This is a genomic window from Roseovarius sp. (assembly GCF_040219995.1).
Classification (GTDB): Bacteria; Pseudomonadota; Alphaproteobacteria; order Rhodobacterales; family Rhodobacteraceae; genus Roseovarius.
This window is the reverse complement of record NZ_JAVJUC010000041.1, coordinates 14,878-31,374: the sequence shown is the minus strand read 5'-3', so window position 1 is coordinate 31,374 and position 16,497 is coordinate 14,878. Positions and strand designations below refer to the sequence as shown.

At 65.1% G+C, this 16,497-nt stretch carries 19 protein-coding genes; 12 read left to right on the top strand and 7 right to left on the bottom strand.

Annotated elements, in window-relative coordinates; translation table 11 throughout:
- Positions 1-61: 61 nt before the first annotated feature.
- From phnG to RID11_RS16615, 4 genes are read left to right on the top strand one after another with little or no spacing between them, the layout of a single operon-like run.
- Positions 62-505 carry a phosphonate C-P lyase system protein PhnG gene (gene phnG / locus RID11_RS16630; protein ID WP_350141119.1) on the top strand — a complete coding sequence of 148 codons (444 nt, stop codon included), beginning with the start codon at positions 62-64 and terminating at the stop codon, positions 503-505.
- Positions 505-1,074, top strand: coding sequence for a phosphonate C-P lyase system protein PhnH (phnH, locus tag RID11_RS16625; RefSeq protein ID WP_350141117.1), 570 nt, complete (start codon positions 505-507; stop codon positions 1,072-1,074). Before phnG ends, phnH begins: the two co-directional genes overlap by 1 nt.
- Complete coding sequence (locus RID11_RS16620; protein ID WP_350141115.1) at positions 1,075-2,163, top strand: carbon-phosphorus lyase complex subunit; 1,089 nt, start codon at positions 1,075-1,077, stop codon at positions 2,161-2,163. It abuts the gene before it with no gap.
- 31 nt (positions 2,164-2,194) lie between these two features.
- Complete coding sequence (locus tag RID11_RS16615; RefSeq protein WP_350141113.1) at positions 2,195-2,797, top strand: HAD family hydrolase; 603 nt, start codon at positions 2,195-2,197, stop codon at positions 2,795-2,797.
- A gap of 2 nt (positions 2,798-2,799) precedes the next feature.
- On the opposite strand, the gene RID11_RS16610 is transcribed toward RID11_RS16615, so the two are convergent.
- Positions 2,800-2,988: a hypothetical protein gene (locus RID11_RS16610; protein WP_350141111.1), complete on the bottom strand. Its 189-nt coding sequence runs from the start codon at positions 2,986-2,988 to the stop codon at positions 2,800-2,802.
- Between the two features lie 82 nt (positions 2,989-3,070).
- Between RID11_RS16610 and RID11_RS16605 the strand changes: the two genes are divergently transcribed.
- The 4 genes from RID11_RS16605 to phnN are packed head-to-tail and all read left to right on the top strand — an operon-like array spanning position 3,071 to position 5,960.
- Positions 3,071-3,940 carry an alpha-D-ribose 1-methylphosphonate 5-phosphate C-P-lyase PhnJ gene (locus tag RID11_RS16605; protein ID WP_350141109.1) on the top strand — a complete coding sequence of 290 codons (870 nt, stop codon included), beginning with the start codon at positions 3,071-3,073 and terminating at the stop codon, positions 3,938-3,940.
- The gene (gene phnK, locus RID11_RS16600; RefSeq protein ID WP_350141107.1) at positions 3,937-4,707 is read left to right on the top strand and encodes a phosphonate C-P lyase system protein PhnK; all 771 of its coding nucleotides are present in this window, start codon (positions 3,937-3,939) and stop codon (positions 4,705-4,707) included. The genes RID11_RS16605 and phnK overlap by 4 nt, the downstream gene beginning before the upstream one ends.
- Positions 4,708-4,731: 24 nt before the next feature.
- On the top strand, positions 4,732-5,415 hold the full coding sequence (gene phnL, locus RID11_RS16595) for a phosphonate C-P lyase system protein PhnL (RefSeq protein WP_350141105.1): 684 nt from the start codon (positions 4,732-4,734) through the stop codon (positions 5,413-5,415).
- The gene (gene phnN / locus RID11_RS16590) at positions 5,412-5,960 is read left to right on the top strand and encodes a phosphonate metabolism protein/1,5-bisphosphokinase (PRPP-forming) PhnN (protein ID WP_350141103.1); all 549 of its coding nucleotides are present in this window, start codon (positions 5,412-5,414) and stop codon (positions 5,958-5,960) included. The genes phnL and phnN overlap by 4 nt, the downstream gene beginning before the upstream one ends.
- Here phnN and RID11_RS16585 read toward each other — a convergent pair.
- Positions 5,942-6,637: a DUF1045 domain-containing protein gene (locus RID11_RS16585; protein ID WP_350141594.1), complete on the bottom strand. Its 696-nt coding sequence runs from the start codon at positions 6,635-6,637 to the stop codon at positions 5,942-5,944. The genes phnN and RID11_RS16585 overlap by 19 nt on opposite strands.
- 50 nt (positions 6,638-6,687) lie before the next feature.
- Between RID11_RS16585 and RID11_RS16580 the strand changes: the two genes are divergently transcribed.
- The 3 genes from RID11_RS16580 (at position 6,688) to RID11_RS16570 (ending at position 9,561) form a co-directional block, all read left to right on the top strand.
- Entirely contained in the window at positions 6,688-7,830 is a 1,143-nt protein-coding gene (locus RID11_RS16580; protein ID WP_350141101.1) for an alpha-D-ribose 1-methylphosphonate 5-triphosphate diphosphatase, read from the top strand.
- Positions 7,831-7,903: 73 nt separating this feature from the next.
- Positions 7,904-8,602: a fumarylacetoacetate hydrolase family protein gene (locus RID11_RS16575; protein ID WP_350141099.1), complete on the top strand. Its 699-nt coding sequence runs from the start codon at positions 7,904-7,906 to the stop codon at positions 8,600-8,602.
- 5 nt (positions 8,603-8,607) lie between these two features.
- A complete protein-coding gene (locus RID11_RS16570; RefSeq protein WP_350141097.1) occupies positions 8,608-9,561 on the top strand; it encodes an SLAC1 anion channel family protein in 954 nt (317 codons plus the stop codon).
- A 239-nt stretch (positions 9,562-9,800) separates the two neighbouring features.
- On the opposite strand, the gene RID11_RS16565 is transcribed toward RID11_RS16570, so the two are convergent.
- Positions 9,801-11,489 carry an acyl-CoA dehydrogenase family protein gene (locus RID11_RS16565; protein ID WP_350141095.1) on the bottom strand — a complete coding sequence of 563 codons (1,689 nt, stop codon included), beginning with the start codon at positions 11,487-11,489 and terminating at the stop codon, positions 9,801-9,803.
- A 146-nt stretch (positions 11,490-11,635) separates the two neighbouring features.
- On the opposite strand from RID11_RS16565, the gene RID11_RS16560 reads away from it, so the two are divergent.
- The gene (locus RID11_RS16560; RefSeq protein WP_350141093.1) at positions 11,636-12,409 is read left to right on the top strand and encodes a sulfite exporter TauE/SafE family protein; all 774 of its coding nucleotides are present in this window, start codon (positions 11,636-11,638) and stop codon (positions 12,407-12,409) included.
- A 131-nt stretch (positions 12,410-12,540) separates the two neighbouring features.
- Here RID11_RS16560 and RID11_RS16555 read toward each other — a convergent pair whose 3' ends face one another.
- The 4 genes from RID11_RS16555 to phnD form a co-directional block, all read right to left on the bottom strand.
- Complete coding sequence (locus tag RID11_RS16555; RefSeq protein WP_350141091.1) at positions 12,541-13,158, bottom strand: LbetaH domain-containing protein; 618 nt, start codon at positions 13,156-13,158, stop codon at positions 12,541-12,543.
- Between the two features lie 104 nt (positions 13,159-13,262).
- The gene (phnE, locus tag RID11_RS16550) at positions 13,263-14,600 is read right to left on the bottom strand and encodes a phosphonate ABC transporter, permease protein PhnE (protein ID WP_350141089.1); all 1,338 of its coding nucleotides are present in this window, start codon (positions 14,598-14,600) and stop codon (positions 13,263-13,265) included.
- Between the two features lie 4 nt (positions 14,601-14,604).
- Positions 14,605-15,477 (bottom strand): phosphonate ABC transporter, permease protein PhnE, encoded by an 873-nt coding sequence (gene phnE, locus RID11_RS16545; protein ID WP_350141087.1) that lies wholly within the window; start codon positions 15,475-15,477, stop codon positions 14,605-14,607.
- Between the two features lie 72 nt (positions 15,478-15,549).
- Positions 15,550-16,455, bottom strand: a complete 906-nt coding sequence (gene phnD, locus RID11_RS16540) for a phosphonate ABC transporter substrate-binding protein (RefSeq protein WP_350141085.1) — start codon at positions 16,453-16,455, stop codon at positions 15,550-15,552.
- Positions 16,456-16,497 lie beyond the last annotated feature (42 nt).

Below are 16,497 nucleotides of genomic sequence, written 5' to 3'. Positions count from 1 at the left end.
AGGTTCAGGTAGATATTTGTCTAGTTGTATAGTTATCTCGACAAATCCGCAAGGTGTCTGCATGACCGAAACTTCAGAGCGCAAGTCATGGATGGGCCTACTGGCGCGTGCGCCCGCCGGGGAGCTGAACAGGCTGTGGTCCGAGGCCGGGCTGACCCCCGAGTTCGTCCATCTGCGCCCGCCCGAGGTGGGTGGCGTCATGGTGCGCGGTCGCGCCGGGGCCACCGGCGCGCCGTTCAATCTGGGCGAGATGACGGTGACGCGCTGCGCGGTGCGGCTGGCCGATGGGATCGTCGGGCACGGCTATGTGCAGGGGCGCGGCAAGACCCATGCGACGCAGGCGGCGCTCATCGATGCGCTGATGCAGGGGGGTGAGGCCGAGACCCTGCGCGCGGCGATCCTGTCGCCCCTGCAAGAGGCCGAGGACGCCCGCCGCACTGCCCGTGCCGCCCGTGCCGCGGCCACCAAGGTGGATTTCTTTACCATGATGCGGGGAGAGGATTGATGCAGGCAGACACCCTGAGCGGCGCATTTGCGGCCCCCCCGGTCGATGCGGCCCGTGCCTTTCGCGCGGTGATGCGCGTGATGGCCCGGCCCGGAACCATTGAGGCGGTAACGGGGGCCACGCCGCCCGCCCCCCTGTCGGTCGCGGCGGGCACGGTGCTGCTCACGCTCTGCGACCCGGAAACGCCGGTGCATCTGGCGGGCGAAGCCGATTGCGAGAGCGTCCACGACTGGATCACCTTTCACACCGGCGCGCCGCTGGTGGCGCGCGCCGAAGCGATGTTCGCGATAGGAAGTTGGCACGCACTCATGCCACTCGACGACTACGCGCGGGGCACGTCCGAATATCCCGACCGTTCGGCCACGCTGATCGTCGAGACGGCGCGGCTTGAGGCCACCGGTGCGCGGCTGACCGGGCCGGGGATTGCAGATACGGCGGCGCTCTCGCTGCCCGAGGTGGCGGCATTTCAGGCCAATGCGAGGGCCTTCCCGCTGGGCCTCGATTTCCTCTTTACCTGTGGCGACCGCGTTGCGGCCCTGCCGCGCAGCACCCGCGTGGAGGGCCAATAGATGTATGTCGCAGTCAAAGGCGGTGAACGCGCCATCGACAACGCCCATGCCTGGCTCGCCGAGGAGCGGCGCGGCGATACCTCTGTCGCAGAACTGGGCGTCGCGCAGATCCGTGAGCAACTGAGCCTCGCCGTCAACCGCGTCATGGCCGAGGGTTCGCTCTATGATCCCGACCTTGCCGCGCTGGCGATCAAACAGGCGCGCGGCGATCTGATCGAGGCGATCTTTCTCATTCGCGCCTATCGCACCACCCTGCCCCGCTTTGGCGCCTCGCACCCGGTGGAGACCTCTGCCATGCGCTGCGACCGGCGTGTTTCGGCCACGTTCAAGGACGCGCCGGGGGGGCAGGTTCTGGGACCCACTTTCGACTACACGCACCGCCTGCTGGATTTCAAACTGGCCGCCGAGGGCGAGGTGGCCGACGCCCCCGAGGCATCGCCGCAGCCCGGGCCGACGCCGCATATCATGGGTTATCTGAACCGCGAGGGGCTGATTGAGGAGGAAGTGCCGGATGGGGCGACCCCGCCGGACCTGACCCGCGAACCGATGGAACTGCCCGCCGACCGCGCGCTGCGCCTGCAGGCGCTGACGCGGGGCGACGAGGGGTTCATCCTCTCGCTCGCCTATTCCACGCAGCGCGGCTATGCCCGCAACCACGCCTTTGTCGGCGAATTGCGCATCGGGGCCGTGGCGGTGGAGATGGACATTCCCGAGTTGGGCTTTGCCATAGAATTGGGTGAGGTCACGATGACCGAATGCGAAACCGTCAACCAGTTCAAGGGCTCGAAAACCGAGCCGCCGCAATTCACCCGGGGGTATGGCCTCGTCTTTGGCCAGACCGAGCGCAAGGCCATCGCCATGGCGCTGGTCGACCGTGCACTGCGCTGGAAGGAACTGGGCGAAGAGGATCAGGGCGCGCCCGCGCAGGACGAGGAATTCGTGCTGATGCATGCCGACAATATCCAAGCAACGGGGTTTCTGGAGCATATCAAGCTGCCGCATTACGTCGATTTCCAGTCCGAGTTGGAACTGGTGCGCAAACTACGCCGCGAGGTCGAGGACAGCGCCCGGCGGGAGGCGGCGGAATGAGTATTTCTGGCAAGATGAAACGGGGGATGAGATGACCCTGATCGTCTTCGATATCGGCAATGTGCTCTTGCGGTGGCAGCCGCAGGCGGCCTTTCGCCATGCCATGGACAGCGACGTCGAGATCGACGCGATGCTGGAGAAGGTCGGGTTTTACGACTGGAATTACGAGCAGGACCGGGGGCGGACCCGTGCCGAGGCGGTGGCGGCGATTTCTGCGCATTGGCCCGACCATGCCGACCTGATGGATCAGTTCTTTGATCGGTTCCACCTGACGATCCGCGACAAGATCGCAGGGAGTTGGGCGCTGTTGGCGGAGCTGCGCGCGCGCGGACACAGACCCTGGGCGCTGACCAATTGGGGGCCGGACACATGGCCCGAGGCGTTGCGCCTGCATCCCGAGTTGGAGGAGGCGTTCGAGGGCATCGTCGTCTCGGGTCACGAGGGGCTGGCCAAGCCGGATCGCGCGATCTTTGACCTTTTCTTCGCTCGGGCGGGCATCGCCCCCGAAGCGTGCTTTTTCATCGACGACAGTGCCGCCAATGTGGCGGGCGCGCGGAATGCAGGCTGGAAGGCGCATCATTTTACCGAGGCGGAGCGGCTGCGCGCCGATCTGTGCGAGCGGGGTTTTTTGTGATGTCAGTCGCCGCCACCATCCCCGCCATCGCAGCCGTCCCCGTCGCTGTCGCCGACGCTATCCATGATGCCAAGCTGGTTTTCGCAAAACTTGGCAGCTTCGCTCTCGGGCCAAAGCACGATGACCGCAGAGCGCCCCAGGAACAGGGCGAAGAGGCCGCCGAGGGCTATGATGATCCAGTTGTCGAACATGCCGGGTCTCCTTTTGCGCCGCCAGGGTGCATCACGAATCGGGCATTTCCTTGGCGGTATCGCGTGCAAGAAAGGACATGGCATGTCTGACTACAACTTTGCCTATCTCGACGAGCAGACCAAGCGGATGATCCGCCGCGCCATTCTCAAGGGGCTGGCGATCCCTGGCTATCAGGTGCCGTTTGCCAGTCGTGAAATGCCGATGCCTTACGGCTGGGGCACGGGCGGCGTGCAGGTCTCGGCCGCCTGCCTGACCCCCGATGACACGTTCAAGGTGATCGATCAGGGCGCGGATGACACCACGAACGCGGTCTCGATCCGCAAGTTCTTTGAAAAGACCGCGCAGGTCGCCACCACCGAGGAAACGGCGCGGGCGAGCCTGATCCAGACCCGCCACCGCATCCCAGAGGAGGCGCTGAGCGAGGATCAGATCCTTGTCTATCAGGTGCCGATCCCCGAACCGCTGCGCTTTCTGGAACCGTCGGAGGTCGAGACCCGCAAGATGCACAGCCTTGAGGAATATGGCCTCATGCATGTGAAACTCTACGAGGATATCAGCCTGCACGGCGCGATTGCCACCGCCTATGCCTATCCGGTCAAGGTCGAGGGGCGCTATGTGATGGACCCGTCCCCGATCCCGAAATTCGACAATCCGAAACTGAGCATGGCCGCGATCCAACTGTTCGGTGCGGGGCGGGAACAGCGGATCTATGCGCTGCCGCCCTTTACCGAAGTTGTCAGTCTCGACTTCGAGGATCACCCGTTCGAGCCCAGCAAGGCCGATCACGATTGCGATCTGTGCGGGGCCGGAGACAGCTATCTTGACGAGGTGATCGTGGATGATGCGGGCGGGCGGATGTTCGTCTGTTCCGACACCGATTACTGCCGGTCGCGCCGCGCGGCGGGCCATGTCGGCGCACAGGGCGCGCCCTATGAGGAGGCCAGCGCATGACACCGTTGTTGCAGGTTCAGGGTATCGCGAAATTCTACGGGGCGCGGCGTGGCTGTGAGGATGTGACCTTTGACCTCTATCCCGGCGAGGTGATGGGCATCGTCGGCGAGAGCGGCTCGGGCAAATCGACGCTTCTGTCGTGCCTTGCCGGGCATCTGCCCCCCGACCGGGGCGAGGTGATTTTCGATACCCGCGCCGATGGCCCGCGCGACACGCTGCGCATGTCCGAGCCCGAGCGCCGCATGCTGATGCGCACGGATTGGGCCTTTGTTCACCAGCACGCCCGCGACGGGCTGCGCATGGGCGTCTCGGCCGGTGGCAATGTGGGCGAGCGGCTGATGGCGGTGGGCGCGCGGCATTATGGCGATATCCGCGAACAGGCGATTGACTGGCTGGGCCGGGTCGAGATTGCCGCCGACCGCGTCGATGACAAGCCGCAGGCGTTCTCAGGCGGGATGCAGCAGCGCCTGCAGATCGCCCGCAATCTGGTGACCGGCCCGCGTCTGGTGTTCATGGACGAGCCGACCGGCGGGCTTGATGTCAGCGTTCAGGCGCGGCTTCTGGACCTGTTGCGCGGATTGGTGCGGGAAATGGGCCTCTCGGCGATCATCGTGACGCATGATCTGGCAGTGGTGCGCCTGCTCGCCGACCGGCTGATGGTGATGAAGGATGGCCGCGTGGTCGAGCACGGGCTGACCGATCAGGTGCTCGATGATCCGCAGCATGGTTATACGCAGTTGCTGGTGTCGAGCGTGTTGCAGGTGTGAGCAGGGCAGGAAAGGATGGATGCGATGATCGAGATCGAAGGTCTGGGCAAGAGCTTTACCCTGCACAATCAGGGCGGTGCGGTGATCCCGGTGATGGCGGGGGCGCATCTGCGGGTGGCGCGCGGCGAGTGCGTCGCGCTGACGGGCACGTCGGGGGCAGGCAAATCCACCCTGATGCGGATGATCTACGGAAATTACCGCGCCAGCGCGGGCCGGATCATGGTGGGCGAGACCGACATCGCCGGCGCCGCCCCGCGCGAGATTATCCAACTCCGCCGCGACACGCTCGGCTATGTCAGCCAGTTCCTGCGCGTCGTGCCGCGCGTGCCGACGCGCGAGGTGGTGGCAGAGCCGCTGCTGACCCTTGGCGTGGCGCGGGCAGAGGCCATCGCGCGCGCCGAGGCGCTGCTTTCGCGGCTCAACATCCCTCAGGCGCTGTGGTCGCTGAGCCCAACGACCTTTTCGGGGGGCGAGCAACAGCGGGTGAACATCGCACGCGGCTTTGCCCACGCCTTTCCCGCGCTCTTGCTGGATGAGCCGACCGCCAGCCTCGACGCCGCCAATCGCGAGGTGGTTCTGACGCTGATTGAGGAGGCCAAGGCGCGCGGCGCGGCGATTATCGGCATCTTTCACGACGAGGCCGCGCGCGACCGGGTCTGCGACCGCGAAGTCGACGTGGGTGCCTTTGCCCCGGGGCGGGCAGCATGAAAAAGGGCCGTCTCATCGCCGTGGTCGGCCCCTCGGGCGTGGGCAAGGATACGCTGATGCGCGCCATGGTGGCCGAACGCCCCGGCTTGCGCCGCGTGCGCCGGGTCATCACCCGGCCCGCCGACGATAGCGGCGAGGGGCACGAGCCTGTGACCGAGGCCGAGTTCGAGGCGCGCCGCAAGGAGGGTGGCTTTGCCCTCGACTGGCGCGCGCACGGGCTGCGCTACGGGGTGCCAGTGGGTATCTGCATGGATCTCGGCGCCGGGCGGGACCTGCTGGTCAACCTGTCGCGCGGTGTGCTGGTGCAGGCACAGGCGCGCTATCCCCGCCTGATCGTGCTGCATCTGACGGCGGCACCCGAGGTGCTGGCCGCGCGCCTGGCCACACGCGGGCGCGAGGCGGCGGGCGATATCGCGGAACGGTTGGAGGGGGCGGACATGGCCTTGCCCGACGGTACGTGGCCGGTGGTGACGCTCGACACCGATGCCCCTGTCGGGCGGCTGGCCAAACGGGCGATCAAGCTGGTCTACGGGGTGAGGACATGACGCGCGATCAGGTGAAACCGGCCCTGCGCGTCCTCGCCCATCAGCGCCAGCGCGTCGATGGGATAGGGGCGCGGCAAGAGCGGCATGAGCTGCGCCGCGAGGATATCGCGCAGCGCGGGCAACTCGGATTTCGGCCGCTTGCCGGTGAGGGTGATGTGAAAGCGGAAGCCTTCCATCACATGCGGATAGCCCCACTCCATGAGCCGCGCCTCTTGATCAGGGCTCAACCCGCCCGCGCGGCGGCGGGTCAGTTCCGCCGCCGAGAGTGGGGCGCGAAACGGCTCGAACGCGCGCACGGTCTCGGCGGCGAGCGCGTCGAGCGCGTCGAGCGCAGTGGTGTCTCCCTCGGGCATCAGCGCCAGAAACCGGCCAAGTGCGGTGACGGCAAGGCCGTCGAGCAGCACCGGGCGCGCCTGCGCGCAGAACCGCGCAAAGGCATCGCGCAAACCCGCCTCGTCCTGCCCCTCGGCCAGCCGGAACGGCGGTTTCATCGTGGCGTGCAGCCCGTATTTGCGCGGGGTCTCGGTGATCTCGGCGACGGGCGCGGGCAGGCCCGCCACCTCGGGATGCGCGATCGCGGCACCCCGCGCCGCATCCCATCCGAGCCAGGCCGTGCCGAACTCCGAAAACGCGCCCTCGGGCGGCGTGTAATAGACAGCGTAGCGGGTGAATTGCATGGGCATACTCATCGGTTTGACGCCCCCTTTCAGAGAAGCGTGACAGTGACATGACAGAAAGCCTCATTCTCGCCAATGCCGTGTTGATCCTGCCGGACGAGGTGCGCGCCGGATCGGTGCAGATCGAGGACGGGCAGATCACCGCCATCGACACCGGCACAGCCGTGCCTAGGGGTGCGGTGGATTGCGGCGGCGATTACCTCGCCCCCGGCCTGATCGAATTGCATACCGACAATCTGGAGCGCCATATCCAGCCGCGTCCCAAGGTGGACTGGCCGCATAACGCCGCCATCCTCGCCCATGACGCGGAACTGGCCAGCACCGGGATCACCACGGTCTTTGACGCGATGCGCGTCGGCTCTGTGCCCACCGGGGTCGGGCGCTACAAGAAATATGCCCGTGGGCTCGCCGACGAATTGCTCAACCTGCGCGCCGAGGACGCGCTTCGCATCAGCCATTTCCTGCATCTGCGCGCTGAGGTCTGTTCCGAGACGCTGGAAGAGGAGATGGAGGAATTCGGGCCTGAGGACCGCGTCGGCATCGTCAGCCTGATGGACCACACACCGGGACAGCGGCAGTTTCGCGATCTGAGCAAGCTTGAAGCCTACATGAAGGGCAAGCACGCGCTGAACGACGCCGAATTCGAGTCCCATGTCGCGCAGTTGAAGGCGCTGCGCGACACCCATGGCGACCGGCACGAGGCGGCGGCGGTGGCCCATGCCGCCCGCTATGGCGCGGTACTGGCGAGCCATGACGACACCACCGAGGCGCAGGTCGCCGTGTCGCATGGCCATGGCATCCGGCTGGCGGAGTTCCCGACCACAGTGGAGGCGGCGCGCGCCTGCCACGCGCGCGGCATCTCCGTCATCATGGGCGCGCCCAACCTGATCCGGGGCGGGTCACATTCGGGCAATGTCGCCGCCAGCGATCTGGCTGATCTCGGCCATCTCGATATCCTGTCCTCGGATTACGTGCCCTCGGCGCTGCTCTTGGCGGCGGTGCAGCTGGGGCATCGCTGGGGCGACATGGCGCAGGGGCTGGCCACCGTCACGATGAACCCGGCGCGCGCCGTGGGGCTCACGGATCGCGGGCGGATTGAACTGGGCACGCGCGCCGATCTGATCCGGTTTCGGATGCGCGGCGACGCGCCCGCCCTGCGCGGGGTCTGGTCGCGGGGCCTGCGCGCGGGCTGAGCCAGTGCTTTGACAAGGTCACGCGCGGGGCGCATAACAGGCGCGATTTCAACCGCTTGCCCCGGAGTTTACCATGACTGACCCGCTATTCACCGTTCCAGCCGCCCCGCTTATCCCGGTCGAGGGTGAGGCCGGGGCCTTTCCGGTGCGGCGGATTTTCTGCGTCGGGCGCAACTATGCTGCCCATGCCGCCGAGATGGGCAACGAGGTGGACCGCGAGGCGCCGTTCTACTTCACCAAGTCGGCGCATGATATCTGCCTGAGCGAGGCGGCGATCCCCTATCCGCTGGAAACACGCGATTGCCATCACGAGATGGAATTCGTCGTCGCCATCGGCGCGCCTGCCTTTCGCATCCCTGAGGCTGAGGCGCTGACGGCGATCTACGGCTATGCCTGCGGTATCGACCTGACCCGCCGCGACCTGCAAGGCGCGGCCAAGGAGAAACGCCGCCCCTGGGATCTGGGCAAGGATTTCGAGCATTCCGCGATCATTGCCCCGATCACGCCCAAGACGGCATTCGGCGAGATCGGCGATCAGGCGATCCGGCTGGCGGTGGATGGTACGGTCACGCAAGAGGCGCGGCTGTCGGACATGGTCTGGTCCGTGCCCGAGGTCATCGCGCACCTGTCGCGGTTCTACCATCTGCAAGCGGGGGATCTCATCTATACCGGCACGCCTGCCGGAGTCGGGCCAGTGGGGCCGGGCAATGTGCTTCTAGGCGAGGTTGACGGCCTTGCCCCGCTGCATCTGAGCATCGGCGCGGCGGAGTGAGCGGCATGGCCGAAAGCCGTCTGGAGCACATGCCGGTGACGCTCTTTACCGTGGTGATGGGGCTGTGCGGCTTTACGCTTGCGCTGCGCGCGGGCGAGGCGGCGTTGGGGCTGGGTCATCTCGCTTCAGCCGTGGCGCACTGGCTGACCATGGGCATCTTTGCCGCGATCGCCGTGGGCTACCTGGCCAAGTTGCTGCGCCACCCGGGTGCCGTGCAGGCCGAGTGGCAGCATCCCGTGAAACTCGCGTTCTTCCCGGCGATTTCCATCGCACTGGTGCTGATGTCCATCGTCATGCTGGCCCCCTATCCGGGGCTGGCACGGGCGATGTGGCTGGTGGCGGTGCCAATGCAACTTGGGCTGACACTGGCGGTGGTGAATGGCTGGATCAGCGCGCGCGCGTTCCAGCACGGCCACCTGTCGCCCGCGTGGTTCATCCCCGCCGTCGGCAACGTGATCGTGGCGATTGCGGGTGTGCCCCTGGGTTATATCGAGATCAGTTGGTTCTTTACCAGCGTCGGGCTGATCTTCTGGATCGTGATGCTGGTGCTGGTCATGAACCGGCTGATCTTTCACGACCCTTTGCCCGAGCGGTTGCAGCCCTCGCTGGTGATCCTGATCGCGCCGCCCTCGGTTGGGTATCTGGCCTGGGTGGAACTGGTCGGCGGGGTGGATGAATTCGCCCGGGTTCTGTTGAACTGCGCCTATCTGTTTTCGCTGATCGTGGCGGTGCAATTGCCGAAACTGTTGCGTTTGCCCTTCTCGCTCGCCTTCTGGGCGCTCAGCTTTCCGGTGGCGGGGGCGGTGCTGGCCAGCCTTGCGCATGCGCAGATGACAGGCTCGGCGGGGCATCGGCTGATCGGGCTGGCGCTCTTGGCGGTGCTCTGTGTGATCATCGCGGGGCTGATCTGGCGCACGGGGCGTGCGTTGCAGGCCGGGGCGATCTTTCAGCCGGATTGATGGGATGATTTTGGCTTTGAGTTGCCGTTGCCGTGAGCCGCGCATCGTCGTGCCGCGGTGTGGCGACCCAACGTTAGTTTGGCAGTGCTTAATGCCAGCCAAGCCCTGAAAACATAAGAGCGCAGCGCAGGTTTCAGCCAAATCGCCGCGCCGGGGGGCGGCACGGCGATGCGCGGCGGCCTTCGGCCGCGTATCGCGCGGGTGCTTTGATCTATTGGCCGCTTCAGGCCAGACCAAACCTACCCCAGCAACCGCCGTGCAATCACCTGCGCCTGAATCTCCGCAGCCCCCTCGAAGATATTGAGGATACGCGCATCACACAGGATCCGGCTGATGGGGTATTCCAGCGCAAAGCCGTTACCGCCGTGGATCTGCAACCCGTTATCCGCCGCCGCCCAGGCGACACGCGCGCCCAACAGCTTGGCCATCCCGGCCTCAAGATCACAGCGGCGACCATTGTCTTTTTCCCAAGCCGCGAAATAGGTCAGCTGGCGGGCCACCATGATCTCCACCGCCATCATCGCCAGCTTGCTCGAGACGCGCGGGAAGGCGATCAGCGGCTTGCCGAACTGCTTGCGATCCTGCGCGTATTTCATCGCCACATCGAGCGCCGATTGCGCCACGCCAATGGCCCGCGCGGCGGTCTGGATGCGGGCGGATTCCAACGTCTCCATCAACTGCTTGAAGCCCTTGCCCTCTTCGCCACCGAGCAGGTTCTCCCCCTTGACGTGGAAATTGTCGAAGCCAAGCTCGTATTCCTTCATGCCGCGATAGCCCAGCACCTCGATCTCACCGCCGGTCATGCCCTCGGTCGGAAAAGGGTGCTCATCGGTGCCCGGCTCCTTCTCGGCGAGGAACATCGACAGGCCCCGGTGATCGGTCGTGTCGGGCACCGTGCGCGCCAGAAGCGTCATCACATGGGTGCGCGCGGCATGGGTGATCCAGGTCTTGTTGCCGGTCACTTTCCAGTCGTCATTCTCGTCGCGCACCGCCCGGGTGCGCAGCGCGCCAAGGTCCGACCCGGTGTTGGGTTCGGTGAAAACGGCCGTGGGCAACGTCTCGGCACTAGCCAGACGCGGCAGCCACTTTTCCTTTTGCTCCTGCGTGCCCCCGGCAAGGATCAACTCAGCGGCGATTTCCGAGCGGGTGCCGAGGCTGCCGACCCCGATGTATCCACGGCTGAGTTCCTCGGAGACCACGCACATCGACGCTTTCGACAGGCCAAGCCCGCCGAATTCCTCGGGGATGGTCAGGCCGAACACGCCCATTTCCGCCAATTCTTCGATGATCTCCATCGGGATAAGTTCATCCTTGAGGTGCCACTCATGGGCAAACGGCTCGACCTTTTCCACGGCAAAGCGGCGGAACTGTTCGCGGATCATCTCAAGCTCGTCATCGAGCCCGCTGCGCCCGACGGTAATCTCGGCGGCGCGTTCCTGCATCAACTCCACCAGCCGGGTGCGTGCGGCCTGGCTGTTGCCGCGCGCCATCAGGGCCTGCACCTCGGCACATTGGAACCCGCTGAGCGCATCCCAGCCAAGGCCCAAATCCTGCAGGCGCACCATCTCGCCCTGGTTCATCTGGATACCGCCGGCGATCTGATGCAGGTATTCGCCGAATGCGATCTGGTGAACAAGCTGCTCGACCTCGCCGAACTGGCCCTGCTCCAGCAGCCGGGTGGCCCAGTTCTGCATCTGGCGCAGCGATTCGACATAGGTGGCCAGCCACGCCAGCCCGTGCGCGGCCGTCTGATGCGCCTCGATCTCGGCACCGGACACCCGGCCCTCGACGGTGACCATGTCGGCCACAGAGGTTTTCGCACGCTCCAGCACGGTCTCGACCGGGGCAACCGCCGCACCGGTCAGCGCCAGAAGGTCATCCAGAATCGTGGTCTGGGCCATTGCAATGTCCTGTCCGTCATGTGCCATGAATCGCATCCTTTTCCTGATCTGGTGCCTTTTATCTATTATGCAGGTGCAGCGCAACTATTATGCCAATTGTCGCAGGTTTTTGATCTAAAGTTGCGTATTGATTTTTTGCACTGCGGCGCTACCGACATGCTACCACACCAGACATGGAGATGTTTTTCGATATAGGCCCGCTCTGGGGCTGGAGCCTCGCCTTTGGCGTGGCGATTTGCGCCGGACTGGTCAAGGGGGTGGTGGGCTTTGCCATGCCGACGGTGCTGATCGCGGGGCTGAGCACGATGATGCCGCCGGATCTGGCGCTGGCCGGGCTGATCCTGCCGACGCTTGCCACAAACCTCTGGCAGGCGCTGCGGCAGGGGGTGGGGGCGGCGCTGGCCTCGGTCGCGCGGTTCCGGGTGTTCCTGCTGGCGGGCGGTGCGGTGATGGTGCTGGCCGCACAACTCGTGCCGCGCCTGCCGCCCGCCGCCATGTTCCTTTTCATCGGCCCGCTCATTACCGCCTATGCGCTCTCGACTCTGCTGGGCCGGGGCCTGCGCCTGTCGCCCGATGGCGGCGCACGCGGTGAGGCCGGGATGGGTGCGCTCGCGGGGCTTTTCGGCGGACTTTCAGGCATCTGGGGGCCGCCTACCGTCGCGATGCTGATGGCGCGTGGCACGGAAAAGCGCGAACAGATGCGGGTGCAGGGGGTGATCTACGGGCTAGGCGCGGTGCTGCTGCTGGTGTCGCATCTGGGCTCCGGCGTGCTGCGCGCCGAAACGCTGCCGCTCTCGCTCGGGCTGGTGCCGCCGGCACTTCTGGGGATCGGGCTGGGGTTCTGGCTGCAAGACCGGTTCGATCAGGACACCTTTCGCAAGGTCACGCTCTGGGTGCTGCTGATCGCGGGGGTAAACCTGATCCGGCGCGGGGTCCTGATGCTCTGAGGCGGAAATCTCGCGCGCTGTCACCCCTCTGTCATATCGCCGCGTTAGGCACCGTGCATATTCTAGTTGCTCTTTCACCCCGCGATATTTCAGCATCTGCAAGGCGGCCCTCGTGGCCGCCTTTTTGCGTTTCAGCCGCCGTATTTTTCCAGAAACGCCTCGGCTGTGAGCGCGCGGAAATCCCCAAGGCTGTCGCGCAGCCGCGCATGATCCCAGTCCCACCACGCCAGTGCCATCATCCGCTCTGCCAGATCGGGGGTCAGCCGCGCGCGCAGCGGCTTGGCGGGCATCCCCGCCACGATCATGTAAGGGGCTACATCGCGCGTCACCACCGCCCCCGCCGCGATCACCGCGCCGTGGCCCACCGTCACCTCGGGTTTCACCTGCGCGTTATGCCCGATCCAGGTGTCATGCCCGATCCGCGCGACCCTCTTGCGGCGCTTGTCGAACCAGGCCACATCATCCTCGACATCCTCCCAATAGCTTGCCGAGCGGTAGAGGAAATGATGCAAACTTGCCCGATCCAGCGGATGATCGGTGGCCCCCACCCGCACGTAACTGGCGATATTGGCAAAGCGGCCGATCTCGGCATTGGCCAGATCGCAGGCCCGGTCGCAATAGGAGTAATCGCCCATCGCCACATGCGCGAGACGGCTGCCGCGCCCGACCTCGGTATAGGCCCCGAACTCGCAATCGGTGATCTCGCAGTCGGGATGGATCACCGCCCCGTCGGCTTGCAATCTCGGCATGTCTTGCTCCCCAAGAGATGAATGCCTGCGGCGCGAGTAATTTTGCCACAAAGAAACGCAAGGCCCTCGGTTTCTTTATGGCTCAAATACTCAAATCCGCGGCCTCAATGCCCACTGTCATCCGACATGATAAGCTTGCGCCGCAACCAGCCCGACACGGTATCCATCACCATCACCATGATCAGGATGAGAATGATGTAATAGCTCACCTCTTCCCAATCCTTTTGCGTGATCATCGCCTGTGTCAGCAACAACCCGATGCCGCCGCCGGTGATCGCGCCGATGATGGTGGCGCTGCGGGTGTTCGATTCGAGGTAGTAGAGAAGCTGGCTCAGCAACACCGGCGTGATCTGCGGGATGACCCCAAAGCGGTAGCGTTGCAGCGGTTTGGCGCCGGTCGATTGCACGCCTTCGATCTCGCGCTTGTCGACGTTTTCCAGCGCCTCGGAGAACAGCTTGCCGAAGGTGCCGGTGTCGGTGAGCAGGATCGCCAGCGCGCCGGTGAGCGGGCCGGGGCCGAAGGCGCGGGCGAGGATGATCGTCCAGATCAGCGCATCGACGCCGCGCACGAAATCGAACACCCGCCGCACCGCCGCGCGCACCGCCATCAGCGGCGAGAAATTGCGCGCCGCGGCAAAGGCCAGCGGCAGCGCCACGATGGCCGCGCCCATGGTGCCGAGAAAGGCCATCAGGATGGTCTCGAAGATCGCCCACATCACATCCTTGTGCTGCCACATCTTGTTGTTCCAGATGTCGTGGATGATGGCAGCAAGGTTGCTCTTGCCCTCGACGACGCGATCGCCCGAAACGACCAGTGCCGCCAACTCGCCAAAGCTCTTGCCGTAGAACGGGCTGTCGAGCGTGAACCAGAACAGCTCCCAGCCGAAGGCATAGCGCATCACCTCGGTGCGCGCCTTGGTGAGCGTCACGCGGCCACCCTCGGTGGTGATATCGACGCGCGCGCTGCTCGCGCTGATCCAGTCCGGCACCGTGTCGGTGGGCAGGTCGAGCACCACGCCCTCGCGGCGCGACACCTCGGCCGTGATCAGCCCATAACCCGGCACGTCATAGCGCAGCGTGTTGCCGCCGATCAGCACCTCATGCCCGTGTTTCAGCGCCACGCGCGTGCGATCCTCACTCTCGACGCTCACCCAGTCGGGGCTGCGCCCCTCGGGCCATGTGCCCTTGTTCTCACCCTCGACCGCGATGCTCAGATCACCCGTGCGGTTGTCGCGGGTGACATGGGTCTTGTAGCTGTAGCTGTCGGCGACAAGGATGCGCGCATTGTCCATCCGTGCGCGATCTGCCAGCCCCGGAATGTCGAAGGCAAAGAAGATATAGACGAAATAGGCCAGGATCACCGCCGGGACGGCGAAGGCCATGAGTTTCTTGCGCCGAAAGAACCCGGCGGCGTCAAAGCCTGCATCGCTTGCCATGCTCATGGTCTCACTCTCCCCCGATCAGCTTGTTGCGGTAGCGGCTCGACAGTTGGTCGAAAAAGACGATGGTGCCGAATAGCAGCAGGAAGATCGCCGCCACCTCGTCATAGCGGCCCTGCCCCCAGCTAAACGCGTTCTTGAGGTCATAGCCGATGCCGCCCGAGCCGACGAAGCCAAGGATCGCCGAGGCGCGGATATTGATCTCGAAGCGCAGCAGCGCGTAGCTGAGGTAATTCGGCGCCACCTGCGGGATCACGCCAAGCCACATTCGCTGCCCCCATGTCGCGCCGACCGAGTGCAGCCCCTCGACCGGCTTGAGGCTGGCGTTCTCGTTCACCTCGGAAAAGAGCTTGCCCAGCGCACCGACAGTATGCAGCGCGATGGCGATCATCGCGGGCACCGGCCCGCCGCCGAGGATGAAGATCAGCACCAGCGCGATCACGATTTCGGGCACCGCGCGCAGGATGTCCATCACCCGGCGAAACACCCCGATCAGGCGCGGCCATTTCGCAAGGCCCCGCGTCGACAAAAGCGAGATCAGCACGCCAAACATCGCCCCCAGAAGCGTGGCCGCCGCCGCGATGTTGATCGTCTCGATCAGCGAGGGCAGGAATTTCCACATCAGCCCCGGCAGGTTGGCGATCTTCTCGCGCGCCTCGGCCAGCACCTCGCCGGGAAACTGGAATATATTGCCGATCCCGTCCCAGAAGCCGCCCGCGTTGCGCCCGTCGGCCACCTGAAAGCCCGAGACCATCAGCGCAATGAACACGATCAGCATCACGCTGCCGTAAAGCCGCTTGCGCCGGGTCATCGCCATATAGGCGGATTGCACGTCGTGCACCCGTGCCGCGCCCGCCTGCCCTGCTGTCAGATCGCTCATGCCTTGCCCCCGGTCAAATGAGGCCGGGCCTGCGCACATGGCAGGCCCGGCCCGTGTGTCAGCCTGAGTGGCTTACATCTTGGATTTGCGCGCCTCGATGATCGACTGATACGCATCGTGGTTGATCGGCTGGAAGCCGAGCGCCTCACCAGCCATGAAGTTATAGGCGCAATCGGCGTCCATATAGGGCAGCGAGGCGGTCAGCGTGGTGATGTCCAGCTTGACGCGCTCGGGCAGTTCCTTGCGCAGAACGATCGGGCCTTCGGGGATCGGCTTGGACTTCCAGATCTCGACGATCTGGTTCATGTCAACGAGGCCTGCATCGGCGGCCTTGCGCAGTGCGCCGGAGTTGTAGCCGTCTTCCCATGCGCCCATGCCGTCGGCCCAGGTCACGCCGGCGTCGATATCGCCATTGGCGACCGCGACGATGGTCTGCTCGTGACCACCGGTGAACTTGACCTCACCGAAATACTCGCCCGATTCCATGGTGATCTCTTCGCCCTGCGTCGGGATTTCGATCGAGGGGATCAGGTAGCCGGAAGTGGAGTTGGGATCGCCGAAGCCGAAGGTCTTGCCCTTCATGTCGTCGAGCGAGGTGATGCCGCTGTCCTTGCGGGCAAAGCCGACCGAGTAGTAGCCGTAGGACTTGTCCATGTTGGTCTTGACCATGACCGGCTCGACGGCGTCGGGGTCGGTCAGGTAGGTCTTGGCATAGGCCGAGGCACCAAGCCACGCCATATCGAGGGTGCCGCCCAGCAGACCCTGGATCACGCCGTCATAATCGGCGGGGGTGAACAGCTTGACCGGCACACCAAGCAGCTCTTCGGCAGCCGCGCGGTAGCACTCGTTCGAGGCCATACGGTCCTGCGCGTTCTCGCCGCCCAGCACGCCGATGCGGAATTCTTCGATCTTGTCCTGCGCCAGCGCGGGGCTGACGAGAGCGGTGGTGGCCACGATGGCAGCAAACAGTTTGGTCATGGTTTCTCTCCGGTTGGGTTGTCTTGGGTTGATGGCCCGCCA

What these genes read in the sequence shown, in the direction of transcription:
- phnD (WP_350141085.1), bottom strand. Translation starts at nt 16,455, where the DNA reads ATGACCAAACTGTTTGCTGCCATCGTGGCCACCACCGCTCTCGTCAGC.
- RID11_RS16555 (WP_350141091.1), bottom strand. Translation starts at nt 13,158, where the DNA reads ATGCCGAGATTGCAAGCCGACGGGGCGGTGATCCATCCCGACTGCGAG.
- phnG (WP_350141119.1), top strand. Translation starts at nt 62, where the DNA reads ATGACCGAAACTTCAGAGCGCAAGTCATGGATGGGCCTACTGGCGCGT.
- phnN (WP_350141103.1), top strand. Translation starts at nt 5,412, where the DNA reads ATGAAAAAGGGCCGTCTCATCGCCGTGGTCGGCCCCTCGGGCGTGGGC.
- phnK (WP_350141107.1), top strand. Translation starts at nt 3,937, where the DNA reads ATGACACCGTTGTTGCAGGTTCAGGGTATCGCGAAATTCTACGGGGCG.
- RID11_RS16580 (WP_350141101.1), top strand. Translation starts at nt 6,688, where the DNA reads ATGACAGAAAGCCTCATTCTCGCCAATGCCGTGTTGATCCTGCCGGAC.
- RID11_RS16570 (WP_350141097.1), top strand. Translation starts at nt 8,608, where the DNA reads ATGGCCGAAAGCCGTCTGGAGCACATGCCGGTGACGCTCTTTACCGTG.
- phnE (WP_350141087.1), bottom strand. Translation starts at nt 15,477, where the DNA reads ATGAGCGATCTGACAGCAGGGCAGGCGGGCGCGGCACGGGTGCACGAC.
- RID11_RS16575 (WP_350141099.1), top strand. Translation starts at nt 7,904, where the DNA reads ATGACTGACCCGCTATTCACCGTTCCAGCCGCCCCGCTTATCCCGGTC.
- RID11_RS16560 (WP_350141093.1), top strand. Translation starts at nt 11,636, where the DNA reads ATGGAGATGTTTTTCGATATAGGCCCGCTCTGGGGCTGGAGCCTCGCC.
- RID11_RS16610 (WP_350141111.1), bottom strand. Translation starts at nt 2,988, where the DNA reads ATGTTCGACAACTGGATCATCATAGCCCTCGGCGGCCTCTTCGCCCTG.
- phnH (WP_350141117.1), top strand. Translation starts at nt 505, where the DNA reads ATGCAGGCAGACACCCTGAGCGGCGCATTTGCGGCCCCCCCGGTCGAT.
- RID11_RS16565 (WP_350141095.1), bottom strand. Translation starts at nt 11,489, where the DNA reads ATGGCACATGACGGACAGGACATTGCAATGGCCCAGACCACGATTCTG.
- RID11_RS16605 (WP_350141109.1), top strand. Translation starts at nt 3,071, where the DNA reads ATGTCTGACTACAACTTTGCCTATCTCGACGAGCAGACCAAGCGGATG.
- RID11_RS16585 (WP_350141594.1), bottom strand. Translation starts at nt 6,637, where the DNA reads ATGCAATTCACCCGCTACGCTGTCTATTACACGCCGCCCGAGGGCGCG.
- RID11_RS16615 (WP_350141113.1), top strand. Translation starts at nt 2,195, where the DNA reads ATGACCCTGATCGTCTTCGATATCGGCAATGTGCTCTTGCGGTGGCAG.
- phnE (WP_350141089.1), bottom strand. Translation starts at nt 14,600, where the DNA reads ATGAGCATGGCAAGCGATGCAGGCTTTGACGCCGCCGGGTTCTTTCGG.
- phnL (WP_350141105.1), top strand. Translation starts at nt 4,732, where the DNA reads ATGATCGAGATCGAAGGTCTGGGCAAGAGCTTTACCCTGCACAATCAG.
- RID11_RS16620 (WP_350141115.1), top strand. Translation starts at nt 1,075, where the DNA reads ATGTATGTCGCAGTCAAAGGCGGTGAACGCGCCATCGACAACGCCCAT.